Source organism: Olsenella kribbiana (genome assembly GCF_036408795.1).
GTDB classification, from domain to species: Bacteria; Actinomycetota; Coriobacteriia; order Coriobacteriales; family Atopobiaceae; genus Olsenella_L; species Olsenella_L kribbiana.
Window position 1 is genome coordinate 1 of sequence record NZ_JAZGJP010000021.1, and the last position, 13340, is coordinate 13340.

General features: G+C 63.4%; 11 protein-coding genes and 2 pseudogenes. 4 read left to right on the forward strand and 9 right to left on the reverse strand.

All coding sequences use genetic code 11. The annotated features are described in order from the left end of the window. The 4 genes and pseudogenes from VXJ24_RS10245 to VXJ24_RS11530 form a co-directional block, all read right to left on the reverse strand. Positions 1 to 562: tyrosine-type recombinase/integrase (locus tag VXJ24_RS10245; RefSeq protein WP_330972821.1), on the reverse strand; the 562-nt coding region annotated here is incomplete at its 3' end. Continuing rightward, on the reverse strand, positions 559 to 1743 hold the full coding sequence (locus tag VXJ24_RS10250) for a tyrosine-type recombinase/integrase (RefSeq protein ID WP_330972822.1): 1185 nt from the start codon (positions 1741 to 1743) through the stop codon (positions 559 to 561). The genes VXJ24_RS10245 and VXJ24_RS10250, both read right to left, overlap by 4 nt. 146 nt (positions 1744 to 1889) lie before the next feature. Next, a pseudogene (locus VXJ24_RS10255) lies at positions 1890 to 2621 on the reverse strand (IS3 family transposase); the annotation flags it as partial. A 31-nt stretch (positions 2622 to 2652) separates the two neighbouring features. Further along, positions 2653 to 2949, reverse strand: a pseudogene (locus VXJ24_RS11530) (transposase); the annotation flags it as partial. Between the two features lie 114 nt (positions 2950 to 3063). Here VXJ24_RS11530 and VXJ24_RS10260 point away from each other — a divergent pair. The 4 genes from VXJ24_RS10260 to istB (VXJ24_RS10275) all read left to right on the forward strand — a co-directional run bounded on the left by VXJ24_RS10260 (position 3064) and on the right by istB (VXJ24_RS10275) (position 7021). Continuing rightward, a complete protein-coding gene (locus tag VXJ24_RS10260) occupies positions 3064 to 3996 on the forward strand; it encodes a Mu transposase domain-containing protein (protein ID WP_330972823.1) in 933 nt (310 codons plus the stop codon). A gap of 281 nt (positions 3997 to 4277) precedes the next feature. Next, a complete protein-coding gene (locus tag VXJ24_RS10265; protein ID WP_330972824.1) occupies positions 4278 to 5381 on the forward strand; it encodes a Mu transposase domain-containing protein in 1104 nt (367 codons plus the stop codon). Further along, the gene (istB, locus tag VXJ24_RS10270) at positions 5381 to 6175 is read left to right on the forward strand and encodes an IS21-like element helper ATPase IstB (RefSeq protein ID WP_330972825.1); all 795 of its coding nucleotides are present in this window, start codon (positions 5381 to 5383) and stop codon (positions 6173 to 6175) included. Before VXJ24_RS10265 ends, istB (VXJ24_RS10270) begins: the two co-directional genes overlap by 1 nt. Before the next feature lie 51 nt (positions 6176 to 6226). After that, entirely contained in the window at positions 6227 to 7021 is a 795-nt protein-coding gene (gene istB / locus VXJ24_RS10275) for an IS21-like element helper ATPase IstB (RefSeq protein ID WP_330972826.1), read from the forward strand. 95 nt (positions 7022 to 7116) lie between these two features. Here istB (VXJ24_RS10275) and VXJ24_RS10280 read toward each other — a convergent pair whose 3' ends face one another. From VXJ24_RS10280 to VXJ24_RS10300, 5 genes are all read right to left on the reverse strand, one after another. Next, entirely contained in the window at positions 7117 to 8385 is a 1269-nt protein-coding gene (locus VXJ24_RS10280; protein WP_330972827.1) for an IS110 family RNA-guided transposase, read from the reverse strand. A gap of 295 nt (positions 8386 to 8680) precedes the next feature. Continuing rightward, the gene (locus tag VXJ24_RS10285; protein WP_330972828.1) at positions 8681 to 8875 is read right to left on the reverse strand and encodes a hypothetical protein; all 195 of its coding nucleotides are present in this window, start codon (positions 8873 to 8875) and stop codon (positions 8681 to 8683) included. 538 nt (positions 8876 to 9413) lie between these two features. After that, entirely contained in the window at positions 9414 to 11441 is a 2028-nt protein-coding gene (locus VXJ24_RS10290; protein WP_330972829.1) for a DUF4012 domain-containing protein, read from the reverse strand. Between the two features lie 140 nt (positions 11442 to 11581). After that, on the reverse strand, positions 11582 to 12541 hold the full coding sequence (locus VXJ24_RS10295; protein ID WP_330972830.1) for a CpsD/CapB family tyrosine-protein kinase: 960 nt from the start codon (positions 12539 to 12541) through the stop codon (positions 11582 to 11584). A 2-nt stretch (positions 12542 to 12543) separates the two neighbouring features. After that, positions 12544 to 13203: a YveK family protein gene (locus tag VXJ24_RS10300; RefSeq protein ID WP_330972831.1), complete on the reverse strand. Its 660-nt coding sequence runs from the start codon at positions 13201 to 13203 to the stop codon at positions 12544 to 12546. Positions 13204 to 13340 lie beyond the last annotated feature (137 nt).

The window sequence follows — 13340 nt, forward strand, 5'->3', positions numbered from 1 at the left end:
CGACGTATCCTGCGATGCGCTCTGCGGTGCCCGGCGATACCGGGATCGTCCTGGACGATCCGAACTTGGAATCCCTTACAGCAAGGGTCCCGGCATGCGCATCGAAGTCGGCATCCTCGAGGCCGAGCGCCTCGCCTATGCGGAGCCCGCATGACCACATGAGCCCGATCGGGAACGAGAGGCCCTTGCCCCTGAGGCCGTCTGGCGAGCCTTCCGAGAGCGCAGCGCGCATGAGCAGGCAGACATCCTCCTCGCTGTAGATGTACGGGACGACCCGGTCGGATGTGCGTCCGAGGAGCCCGGGCCGCATTGCGGGAAAGGCAGGGTCGGGCGCATGGGCGAATCCCGAGAAGCGCCTGACCGTCTCGTACCGCTGTGCCTGGTACGACCTCGGATGGCCGGCGCCGCTGCATGCCCAGGCGAGCGCCGGCTCCTCGGTCGCATCGTCGCCGCCGAGGAAGGCTGCGAAGGCGCGCAGCCTCTGGGCCTCTCCGGCGAAGTCGAACCCGAGCGCCTGCTTGTACTCTATGTATCTGCTGGCCATCTCCTCGATCCCGCTCATCGCAGCCCCTCTCCGGGCCACGGCGCCGCAGCCCTGCGGAGGTTCTCCGTGCTGACCTTCACGTATCCCATCGTCGTGTCCACGCGCTCGTGCCCCAGCACGTCCGCGATAGTCTTCGCGTCGATCCCCGCATTGGCCATGTTCGTGGCCACCATCCTGCGCAGCCCATGCGTCCCGTGGTACGCCTCGATTCCCGCACGGCCGGCAGCCAGCGACATCGCCGTCTGGACCTGGTGCGACCGCATGGGCGTTCCGGCCGTGCTCAGGAAGAGGGAGCGGGTTCCTTCGGCCTTCCCCCGCATCGTGGCATAGCGCTCCAGCGCCGCCCCTGTCCGCTCGCCCAGGGGCAGCACCCTCCCTGTCCTGCTCTTCGACCCGCGCACGGCAATCGTGCCGTCTGCCCATGAGATGTCGTCCAGGGCCAGGTTCGCGACATCGCATGCCCTGAGTCCGAGCATGCCCATGCACAGGGCCATCGCCGCATCCCTCGCCCCGCGCACCGTGCCGGAATCGCAGGATGCCAGAAGGGCCTCGAAATCCTCCTCGGAAAGCCGCCCGGGAACCGTGTGCCCGCGGCGCGCAGGGCCGTTCAGCGACACCGCATCGAGTGGCACGCACTCCATGCCCTTCCATCTCAGGAAGCGGATGTACGATCTCAGGTCGCTTCCCTGGAGGGCGCGCATCGACGCGCCTTCGGCCGTGGCTGCGGCCGTATGGCAGCCGGCGAAGTCATGCAGGGTGATCGCCCTGCGCTCGAAGGTGCCATCGGGAAAGACGGCGTGCAGGAACAGCTTTATGGAGGCGATCCTGTTCCTGATGGTCACGGGCTTTATGCTGCCGTGGATGGAGAGATACTTCCCGAATTCCGCAAGCTCCGCATCGATGGCTGCATCCGGCCGGAGCTCCGACGGGACGATGCGCTCGCGGTAGGGCTTCCCGAACCTGTAGGTCCACCATCTCCTCACAGCCGCTGCGGGGATGGTCGACGCCGTGTTGCGCGGCAGCTCCGAGATGTAGCCCTCGACGATCCTCCTGGCCTCGTCCTCTCCCGCTCCGAGCGCTTCCGGCCTCCTCTTCAGGAACGTGCTGACCCGGAAGCGGTAGTTCTTCGATGCAGTCTCCGAGTAGCCGTTGTCGAGCAGATGCCTGTGGAAGCCTTCAAGCTGCTGTATCCTGTCCATTCCGTCTCCTCTCTGCAGGATGCAGTCCCGACAGGGAAGACGTTACAGCGTTATGTGCTCAGCGGATTGCCGATATGCCCCTCCGCCTGCCGTCCGGCACCCACTCGGCACATAATCGCATCCAGCGCATTAGAGTCCTTATGTGCTCAAGCACATAACTGCTCCGCGACCGCATTGCCGTGGCAGCTCCCTGTGCGGCCCACGGAGAGCCTCACGCCGTGCGCCGCTGCCCAGGCGGCGAGCTCTGCGCCCGCGTGCTGGCTGCCGCGGTCGCTGTGGAATATGGCCCCTCCGGCGACGTATCCGCGCGAATATGCCATATCGAGGGCTGCGACCACGAGGCCTGCCCTCATGCTGTCCCGTATGCTCCAGCCGACGACCATGCGCGTGCACAGGTCCATGGCCACGGCCAGGTAGATGAATCCTCCTGTGGTCCTGAGATAGGCTATGTCGCCCACGAGCTTCGTGGTCGGGACAGGACTCGAGAAGTTCCTCTCTATGAGGTCAGGCCGCTCAGGCGCGTCCCTGTCCGGCACTGTCGTCCTCCTGGAGGCGTTGGGGCAGATGCCGCGCATCCCCAGCCCGGACATGCATTTCCGCACGCGGCAGGGGACCGTGCCTGCGAAGCGGCCGTACTTGGGATCCCCTGCCAGCTTGGACCAGACCTTGCGGAAGCCGAACCGCCTCCCGCTCTCCTCCCATATCTCGATGATGGCCTCCTTGAGGGGACCCCACGAATCCTCCCCGCTGCCGCCCGCCTTCAGCCACCGGTAGAATCCCGACCTGCTCACGCCCAGCACCCGCGCCATCATCGAGACGCTGTAGTCCGCCTTCTCCTCCAGCATCAGCCGGAACCTGTCCTCCGTCAGAGGCTCCTGGCGAAGAAGGCTGCTGCTTTTTTAGGAACTCGTTCTCGCTCTCGAGCTCCCTGATGCGCTTCCTCGCCTCGTCGAGCTCCTTCTGCTCTCCGGTCCTGGCCTGGGTGACCTTTCCCGTCCTCCCGTACTTGATGACCCAGTCGTTGAGGGTCTTGTCGTTGATCCCGAGCTCCGAGGCGCACTCCCTGATGCTCTTCTTCGGATCCGCCTCCCGGGCCTTCCTGTAGTACTCGACCGCCTCGAGCCGGTACTCCTCCGTATACTGCCTGGGAGCCTTCGCCTTGGCCCTGGACTCTGCCTTCTCGATCTCGCCTGCGCTCACCGACATCTCTCTGCTCCAATCTGCTGGTGGTGATGGGAGGGCATCTCATCTGAGCATATCGGCTGCAGGTTCCTGCCATCCCGCTGTCCACCAAAAGATTACAGCTCATTCATAGGCGGCGTGCCCCGCAGGGCCGTCTTCGACAACGCCACCGAGGTCGGCCGGCGCGTCGGGGGCGAGGTCAGGACGTCGGAGCTCTTCCGGCTCTTCGCGGCGCACTACGGGCTCGACTACACCTTCACCAACCCCTATTCGGGCAACGAGAAGGGCAATGTCGAGAACAAGGTCGGCTGCCACAGGAGGAACCTCTTCGTGCCTGTCCCGTCCTTCCACGACGTCGCCTCGTTCAACGAGAGGCTGCTCCAGGACTGCCTCGACCTGAGCGAGGGCAAGCGCCACTACAGGCTCGGCACGCCCGAGCTCGAGCTGTTCGGGGAGGACAGGGAGGCGCTCTCGCCGCTGCCGCCGGCCGCGTTCTCGTGCGTCAGGTGGGAGACGAGGAGGTGCAGCAAGCAGGGCACCTTCACGCTCGGAGGCGTGCACCGCTACTCCGCCGGCCCCGCCTATGCACGCTGCGAGGTCGCCGTCGCCCTGGGCGCGTTCGACGTCACGGTCTGCGACATCTCCACCGGCGAGGCGATCGCCACCTACGAGCGCCAGTGGGGCGGGGCTCCGACCGACAGCTCCGACCCGACCCTGCAGCTCAGGCTGCTGTGCATGAGGCCTGCCGGATGGAGGGACTCGAGCGTCAGGGCATCGCTCCCTGAAGAGCTCGTCGCCTTCCTCGACGGCGAGCCGGCGGACAGCCTGAAGGCCGACCTCAGGGTGCTGCGCGACGAGAGCGCGGAGCGCGGCTGGGAGGCCGCCGTGGAGGGCATGTCGCGCTCGCTCGCGGCGACCGGCAGCCTCGACCGCGCCACCGTCGCCCTCTCCGCCGCCAGGGCGGCAGCCGGGGACGAGCGCGTGGAGTACGACGAGAAGGTCGACCTGGACGTCTACGACGGGGCGCTGAGGCTGCTCGAAGGGGGTGGGCGGCATGCCGCAGACTGTTAATGGCAATCTAGAAGCTGCCAGTCAGGGCAAAGCGATATTCCAGCCGGGGCAATGCGCTTCCACCATCCAGGTCAATACAGCTTCGCCATCCAGGGCAGCGAGAATCCGCTCCGTACGGATATGCGGAGACGGATCCGGAGGCAGCCAGGATGGAGGCCAGCCTGATCGGAGAGATGGATATGCCCAGGGTGATGGGCGTGCGCCCCAGCTCCCCGGAGATGGCACGCAGATGCGGGATGGACCGGCATGCGGCCGCGAAGTGCTGGAAGGAAGGCGCAGTGATGGAGGACGGGCGCCCTGCAAGGCGCAGCGGCTCCGGCAGATACAGGGATGAGACAGGGGACAGGGCACAGATTCCCGGCGTCACGATGAAGGCGATGCACGAGCGGCTCCCCGGCAGGCATCCGGATGTGAAGCTCCCCAAGCACGGCGCCTCCAGGCACTGGATGGATGCACGCGGGCTGAAGGCGGGCCAGCCCCTCCCCGACGCGCATCCCCGCCACGGGACGGAGCCGGGAAGGCAGCTCCGGTCCGGCTGGAAGGAGAGGCTGCTCCTGCATGGGCGGGACGCCGCCGAGTTCCTGTCCAGCGTGTGGAGCGCAGCCCTCGGATACCCGGGGAGGCACAACTGCATCCGCTCCAGCACGATCACGACGGACGGCTTCGTGGGATGCGCCTACCAGACCGCCCAGAGGCTCGGCGGGGTCCCTCCCGAGCGGATCGCCGGCAGCATGTCCGCGCTCGTCACGACAGATTCCGGCGGGAAGAGGCACAGGGTGGAGAGGGCGTTCGCCTTCGCCGGGAGGATGGGCTTCAGGACAGGGCTCTGCGCCGCCAGGACGCCCCAGACGAAGGGCAAGGACGAGAGCGCGAACCGCTTCGTGAACCGGCTGCCCGCCCATGGCCGGGACGTGGGCGGCTGGGAGGACATAGACGCTGCCATGGCGCGCATGGAGGCCAGGAGCAGCGAGGAGCCGAACGAGGATACGGGCATGCCGCCCGCAGCGCTCTTCATGAAGGAGAAGGACCTGCTGAAGCCCGTGCCCTCCGCATCGGAGGCGCTGCCCCTGCTGGGCGAGGTCTCCCGCCAGAGGGTGCCCTCCACGATGCTCGTGGGATATGCAGGCAGGGAATGGTCCGTGCCGAGGCGCTGCATCGGCAGGACCGTGAGGCTCGTGGGCATGCCGGGAGGCGAGCTCAGGACCTGTCTGGGGAACGAGCTTGTCGCCGTGCACGACACGGCAGCATCGCAGCAGAGCATCAGCTGCCAGGAGCGGCACTACATCGAGGCCCTCGGGGACAGGCGCTGGGCCACGGACGGCGACATAGAGGAGGCTGCCAGGCGCAGCCCCGGGCTGCTCGGCAATCTCGGGAAGGAGCGGTGATGGGCACGGAAGACGCCGCCACGCCCTATGCGCGCATCATAGGCAGCCTCGAGGAGCTCGGGCCCGGCCCGATGGCAGCCAACGCGGCCGAATGCATGTCCATGGTGGCAGACGGCCGCAGGTCGTTCCCGGAGGCGCTGCTCGAGATGACCTCCGACGAGGTGAGGCTCAGGCGCGAGCGCATCATCGGCAGCCAGACAGGGAAGGCGAGCTTCCCCTACGTGAAGACGCTCCAGGACTCCGGCTGGTCCTTCCAGCCGAGCGTGCCCAGGGCGGAGATCGAGGACCTCGCCACGCTCGGCTTCGTGGACAGGCACGAGAACGTGATATTCGTCGGGAGCCCGGGCGTGGGCAAGACCCATCTCGCGGTCGCGCTCGGCGTGGAGGCCGTGAGGCACCGCAGGCTGACGTACTTCGTCGGCTGCCAGCATCTCGTCGAGGACCCCGGGCGCGCGGCCGACAAGGGCCAGCTGGAGCGCAGGATGCGCTCCTGCCCGCACCTGTCGCTGCCGATGCTGGACGAGCTGGGCTACCTGCAGATCGACAAGCGGGGCGCAGACCTCATCTTCCAGCTCGTCTCCAGGAGGTACGAGAGGAGGTCGACGATCGTGACGACGAACGTGGGGATAGGCATGTGGGCCGACGTCTTCGGCAATGCGGTGACGGCATCCGCCATAGCCGACAGGCTCTGCCACCACTGCCACCTCATACGAATCACCGGAAGGTCCTACAGGACCAAGGACCTGCCTGCAGGCAGCCTCTCGAGGAAGGGCGCAGGCACCGATTCCGGCTGATCCCATTGCCCGTGCTGGTGGATCTATATTGCCCCGGCTGGTGCAGGAATCTTGCCCATATCGGTAGATCCGGGGTTGACTTTAACACAGACGAGCTCGGAGCGTGAGGCCTCGCAGGCCGCCTTCCGCGGGGCAGCCAGGGCGCTCTTCATATCGGGCGACACGATAGACGCCTTCCTCGCCTCCGCGACGCCAGGGCAGGTGGCGGCATGCACGGCGATGCTCGGGTCGGAGATCGCCCACCGCGACAGGACGAAGAGGGCGAGGCTGCTGCGGCAGGCGAGGTTCCCCGTGCCCAAGGCGCTCGACGGGTTCGACTGGTCGAACGTGGCCTTCCCAGACGGCTGGGGGCGCGACGAGATGTGCTCGCTGGCATTCGTGCGCGACGCCGAGGACCTCGTCTTCTACGGCCAGACGGGGCGCGGCAAGACCCACATGGCCACGGCGCTCGGCATCGCGGCGACCTCGGCAGGCTATCCCGTGAGGTTCTTCCAGACCGCGCAGCTGGTGCTCCAGCTGGGGAAGGCCAAGAGGGAGGGGACGCCCGGCAGGCTGCTCGCGGATATCGCCAGGGCAAGGCTCCTCGTCCTGGACGAGTTCGGCTACGTCCCCTTCGATGTGGACGGCGCAAGGCTCCTGTACCAGGTGATCTCCGAGAGCTACGAGAGGAGGAGCGTCATATTCACCACCAATGTCGAGTTCAGCAGGTGGGGCACGGTGTTCGCCGACGACAAGCTGGCTGCCGCGATCGTCGACCGCGTCGTGCGCCATGGCAGGCTCGTCGAGTTCGGAGGCCCCAGCCACAGGCTCGAGGAGAGCCTGATGCTCGGGAAGTCGGGAAGATAGGAAGGTCTGGCGGGTCCGTGACGAAACCCGAAAAAGTTCCGTGCACGGACCCGAAAGAAATCCATGCTCAAAACCTAAATCTGGGCTTGAGGCTCCTATTTGCTGTCAAGGGTTGATTCAATAGATTTCCATCGCCCATCGGAAGCTATCGATTCAAGCCATCCTCGATACCTCTGCAGGAGGGTTTCGTCGATGAGCACGCATCTCTCGAGCTCGCTTATTCGAGCGCTGGCGACCCCAAGCGCGGACGCGGCCTGCGACTGGGTCACCCCCATGCGCACGCGCGCCGCCCTCGCCGACCTGGCCGCCCCCTCACTGGAAGCCCGGCTCGCGCTCATCGGGTGCATGATGGCCCGATAGACTTCGCGGGCGATGTAGCGGACGAGGACGCGCTCTATCTCGCGTCGGCTCTTGCCTTCCTTGGTGCGCTTTTCGACATAGGCCTTCGTGCGGTCGTCGCGCCTCATGCGCTGGCGGGCGATGGTGTGGAGCGCGCGGTTCGCCTGTCGGTCGCCGCCGCGGTTCAGGCGGTAGCGCTTGACCTTGCCGCTGGACGCTTCGATCGGCGACGCCCCGCAAAGCGACGCGAACGCGGCCTCCCCCGACACCCTCTCCGGGTTGTCGCCCGCGGCTATGGCGAGCCTGGCGGCGCTTATGGCGCCGCAGCCGCTCACGTCGAGCAGCGCCGGCGCGTTCGCCTCCAGGATGGAGCGCATCGCCGCCTCCTGCTCGGCGGCTGCCTCCTTCGCGGCCCTCCATGCGAGCGCGAGCGAACGCAGGGAGTCCCAGAGCGATCGCTCGAGCTCGTCGCGCGCCCTGCGCCTGCGCGACAGCTCCTTCATGAGCGTCGGGGTCCGCATGCCGGCGAGCCGCTCGCGGACGGGCGCGGGAGCGGTCACCACGAGCGCGTGGACCGAGTTCGCGGCTCGGGTCGACTCGCCGACGGCCGTCTCCCGCGCGACCATGCGGAACCTGAGCGCCTCAACCCAGCCGCTCCCGGCCTTCGGGGCCCCGGAGGCCCTGCCAGCGAGCGCGTCGCGCGCCGCCCGCTCCGCGTCGGCGGGGTCGTTCTTGTCCCGCCCCGCCATGCGCTTCTCGCGCCTGGGCCTCACGACCTCGACGACATCGTACCCGAGCTCGGCGAGCCTCCTCGCGACCCCCGCCCCGTACGACCCGGTCCCCTCGATTCCGACGACGGCGCAGTCCCCGGGCTCGCCGATTGCCGATGCGATCTCGTCGTACCCGGCGGCGTCGGCGCTATACGTCCCGGTCCTAAGGACGCGGCCCACTCGGTCAATCACGCAGAGGGCGTGCGTGTCCCTGTGCGTGTCCAGGCCGGCCGCGACCGTTCCGTTCTCGTTCATGCGTCTCCCTTCCCTGCCTCAGGTTTCGGGTGGCCTTCGGAACGGGCAGACGCGTCACTGACGAGAGCGCTATACTGCAGATGCTGGCCGGCAGCCGCGCCCATGCTCCTATCAAGTCATGGCCGGCCCTCGGGTCACCGGGATGGCGCGGGGCGACTCAAGCAAAAGACAGCCCTGGGGCGTCAGACTAAACACGAGCCACCGCGCCGTCCCCACAACAGTGAGTATTGTCCTTTGGTCGCGAAGAAGAGAAGGACAAACCCCGTAACGATTATCAGTGACTAAACACACTCCGCTACGACGATAGGTCGACGATCTTCTGCACCCAGTACCGGTAGAAGGACTGGCATGCCCGGCTCGGTGCCGATGTCACGGCCGAGGCGATCATGGACCGCATCGTCCACAAGACCGCATGGGTCGACATGGGAGAGATGAACATGCGTGCTGCCATCGGGACGGCAGCATCTTCCAGCCCCAGATCCTGATGCATTGAGCTGAGGCCTCATGAGGGGACGGTGCTGCACGGCGCCGTCCCCGGTGCCGATTCGCGACGCAGCCGGTGCCGAGCCGCAATAATCACCGGTGCCTGCCCGCGCAAATACTCACTCAAGTTCTTTGAAACGTCCATTCCCCATAGACCTTTGCGATTTCCCTCGATCCTGTGCCCTCGAGGAGGAGGCTCAAATGAGCTATCTGTCGGAGACTTCGCCACGCATATTTCGGAAAGCCTGCTCTCCAGCTATTACTGGATATGACCGCATTAATCATTCGACGGCGGGATATCAGATTCTTCTTGAGCCTCTTGCTCAAATATTCGATTTCCGTCTGTCTCGGCCCTATATTAGTATTGTTGACCTCATAGGTTAATATGCCTGTTGCCCATGCGCAAAGCACCGAGAAGAGTATACGGTTCGGCTATTACACAGATAGAAGCCCGAACTGTCTGAGTTCAAACAGAAATGTTTCGCAAAAAATGCAGGCTCCGGCATACGCCAGAGCCTGCACTTGTACAGATATTCGGCTTGCCGCTACTCGAAGCTGCGTCCCGTCGGGGTCATCCACATCAAAAGATCATTCGCTCCGGCGGCAGTTGTCACCGTATACGTGAAGGTCGCCGTAGCAGAAGGATAGATATTCACATAACCGGCCCACACATCGTTGCCGTAAAGCGTTGCCTCGGACTCGGAGTTCACTTCGTCCGCGTCCACCCTGAAGTCAGAGATAGTTCCTCCTGCTGGTGCCATTGCCATGAACGATGTGATCATCGAATAGTTGTGGACCTCAGGCGTCGAGCCTGTGATATAGCTGGGAAGCTCGTTTTCCATCTGCTCGAGCGTCGTCGTGTTGTGGAGCGTGACCGTCACCTGATAGGACTTCGTTCCGTCCGCTTTTGTGGTCGGCGCGCTCACACTGCTCTTCATATCGAGGTACCAGTCAAGCTTCGAGCCTGTCTTGTCGTAGACATAGAAGCCCGCAACCGGATTCTGGGAATCCTGGTTGACCTCGCCCTCTGCTCCAAGCGATGCGATGGCAGACTCTTCATCCGCATTGTCCATATAGATGAGGAATCGTCCCTGGGAGACACCGTCTCCCACAGTCTTTGCCAGATCGGTCATGCCGACAGAACCAAGCGAGCTCATGACCTTGTTCATGGCAAGGCCTGCAACCTCGGCAAAGAAGGGGTCCTGCTCTGCTGTAGGCAGGTAATACGTCTTGTTGAGGAGGATCTCTGCGGCGTTCGTGCCATCCACGACCGTGCCATCCTCTGTCGTAACGCCGCCCGTAAGGCCCAAGAGACTCTGGAGAAACACCGGATCGATTGCAATGACGCCGTCGACCGTGTCATTGCCTTCTGCCTCCCAGCACCACTTCATGAGCTGTGCCGCACGTGGGAAGCTTGGCACGGCATTCACGTCTCCCGGTGCGAACGTGGCACCTGTCTGCATGATGTCATTCACAACGTGGTATTCCTCATCGGTCAGAGGAATCGTGCCTGCAGCAAAGTGGTCTCCAACCGCCTCGAAGCTGCCGAGCTCAATCTGTCCATTGTCGATTGTGAGCAGCATGCGCGAGCCTGGGAAGCCACCCGTGGAGCGGATCTCGGAGTTGTTCTGTGCCACGACGAGATAGTTTCTTGCACCATCGGCACCGAGCATGGCAGGCAGGGAGGGTGCGACTTTCGCCATTCCCGTAGCCGCCGCGTCAAGCTCGTCGAGCGTCGTCTTTGCCTTCTCAAGCGGCTCCTTGAGCTGGTCGAGCTGCGCCGTCCCGAGCGCATCCACACGCTTGGCAGAAGAGTCGATAGCAGGCTGGAGATCAGACACCGTGTTGCAGATGGTCTGGACCGTCGCGATATCGATCTTTCCATCGCTGAAGACAGAGCTCATCGTGACACCCGAGAGGCTCTGCGCTGCAGGCGTCACGACCTTCGTCGAGAGGTCATGTGCCACAGAGGCAAGCGTACGGACCTTCGAGATATCAGAGCCGACCACGGGAACTACCGAAGCCACGCCCCAGAGCGGACTCTGGGTCTCTTCCTCCATCGAGGATGCAAGGCCCTCGATTTTCTGCGCGCTTGCCTCGAGTGAGGAAGTATTCCCGGAAGCAAGGCTATTCGAGAATGACGTGGTCTCGGACACGAGCATCGAGGCATCTGCCGCTACGGTCTTGGCACTCTTGTAGAAGAAATAGCCAGAGACGCCAAGCGCTACAACGACAGCAGCCACAATGCAGAGCACAATCGCAAGCGTCCTGTGCGACTTGTGGTGATGGTGGTGATGGCCATGCGGAGCCTCGCTGAAGCCTGCGGCTGTGTAGGGATTCCAGTCGGTCTGCGGCGCAGGCACACCTGCTTCCTGGTGACTATAGCTTGATGCTGGTAGATATGAATGGCTCTGGGAAAATTCTGCAGAGCCGCTCTCTCCGTACACATCAGAGACAGCGCGCACGGGCTTCGGCCTCACGACACGCGTCTGAGCCTCTTCTTCCTTCTCCCCGCGGAAGTGTTTTCCCGCTCCCCCGCTATGCTGTCCATCATGCTGCATATGCTCTGCCATGAGATTGAATCCTTCCGCTCATGCCTGGCACTTGTATAGATCTCATTAGACGCTGCCGCTGCACTCCATCAAGAAGGGCTGGCAGCAGCATGCCACCAGCCCAAGATACCGCTTATTTGTGGCGCGGCGGCAAGGTATACCTACTTGTTCTGGCTCCGTGTGCCATACGGCATACGTTTTCCATACGGTGCCCGCGTAGCATATCCAGCGCTCTGTAGAAGCTCCGTCGTCTCATCCGGCGAAGCACCTCCTGCCTTGCCGGCAAGATGGCTCTGCTTCCTCGGCAGCGGCTTCAGATGCGGCGTAGCCGAAGCTGCCGATGCAGGCTCTGCCTTTTTCGGAGCAGGCTTTGCTGCGGCCAGTTTCGCTGCAGCAGGAGGCGCAGACCTGAAGCTTTGCGGCACTTCGTTACCTGCAAGCATGTCGTAGGAGGCATCCTTCTTCTCGTGGTAGTAGTCATAGTACTTGCCCGAATTCTCCACCTCAGCGCAGTTCAAGACCGTGCCAATCACGTGGGCACCAGCCTGCTTGAGCTGCGTATAGGCATCAACCACATCCTCGCGGTGCGTATAGCCCTGACGTACAACAAGGAGCGTTGCATCGACGATGGAGGAGACGATAGCCGCATCGACGAACGTGTTCACAGGTGGCATATCGAAGATCACATAGTCGTACATCGAGGTCAGCGTATCAACGAGCTCGTGGAACCTCTTTGACTGCAAGACATCAGCTGGATTCGGAATGCTTGGCTCTGCATCAAGCAGGTACAGGTTCGGCATGCCTGCCGTGACGACAGCCTCCTGGACGGAGTGGCGTCCAGAAAGAACGGAATAAAGACCATGGTTTCCATGGGTCGCCAGCGCATTGGCGAGCGAACGACGGCGCATATCGCACTCGACCATGAGGACCGTGGAGCCGCCGGCAGCAAATGCCTTGCCAAGGCCGACCGAGACCGTCGTCTTCCCCTCTGAGGGGATGGAAGATACAACCGTCAGCGAATGAATCGGCTTGTCGACCGACGAGAAGCGGATATTTGCAGCAAGGGTCTTGAGCGCGTTCTGCAGAACTACCTTATCGGTGCCGAAGCTCTTCCTAGGCATCTCTAGCGCCCCCCTTCAACTGTCGGGATGCGGCCAATGATGGGCACATCGATGAGCTCTTCGAGATCCTCAGGACCGCGTACACGAGTATTGAGCATGTCGCCGAGGACGACAATCACGATAGCAGCAAAGAGACCAACAAGGAATGCCACGCCCATATAGAGCAGACGGTTTGGGCCAGAAGGCTCTGATGGTGCGTAGGCCTGATCGATTGCATTCACAGACTGTACGTTCATGACAGAGCGTGCGACATCGGAGACATCCTCGATCATCTTGTTCACGATGTCTGCTGCCGTCTGGGGATCCGGCCCCGTGACAGAGAGCGTGATGACGCGGGAGGTAGTCTCGCTCGTGACGCTCACCTTGTAGCCCTTGAGCTGGTCTACACCCACCTCGGAGCCTACCTGGTTCACGATTCGGTCGCTCTTCAGGAGCTTCGCCACATCGTTCGTTAGCATCTGGGAGGCATTGAGGTCAGAGTAGAGATTCGTTGAGCCCTGGCTCTCATCCTGTGCCAAGACGTACATGCCGGCCGTGGCAGTATAGGCGTTGCGGACGAAGAATACCGAGAAGAGTCCTACGACGAGGGCACAGACGACAGGCAGCAGGATCACGAACCTGAGGTGCTTCTTCAGCAGGTGGAACAGTTCTAGCAAGGTCATTTGCGGACCCTCTCATGAAAAACGGCAGCACTATTTTTCAAATGTACTTCAACATTGTAGTCCACATCGCAATAATCATTGCGCATCTGGAGCGGACCATGAAAACCGAAGATGCATAACCCAAAGACGAAGAAGGC

Coding starts and splice junctions, on each gene's coding strand:
- VXJ24_RS10300 (WP_330972831.1), bottom strand. CDS start 13,203: ATGACCTTGCTAGAACTGTTCCACCTGCTGAAGAAGCACCTCAGGTTC.
- istB (WP_330972825.1), top strand. CDS start 5,381: ATGGGCACGGAAGACGCCGCCACGCCCTATGCGCGCATCATAGGCAGC.
- VXJ24_RS10295 (WP_330972830.1), bottom strand. CDS start 12,541: ATGCCTAGGAAGAGCTTCGGCACCGATAAGGTAGTTCTGCAGAACGCG.
- VXJ24_RS10285 (WP_330972828.1), bottom strand. CDS start 8,875: ATGCATCAGGATCTGGGGCTGGAAGATGCTGCCGTCCCGATGGCAGCA.
- VXJ24_RS10265 (WP_330972824.1), top strand. CDS start 4,278: ATGGAGGACGGGCGCCCTGCAAGGCGCAGCGGCTCCGGCAGATACAGG.
- VXJ24_RS10250 (WP_330972822.1), bottom strand. CDS start 1,743: ATGGACAGGATACAGCAGCTTGAAGGCTTCCACAGGCATCTGCTCGAC.
- VXJ24_RS10280 (WP_330972827.1), bottom strand. CDS start 8,385: ATGAACGAGAACGGAACGGTCGCGGCCGGCCTGGACACGCACAGGGAC.
- VXJ24_RS10290 (WP_330972829.1), bottom strand. CDS start 11,441: ATGGCAGAGCATATGCAGCATGATGGACAGCATAGCGGGGGAGCGGGA.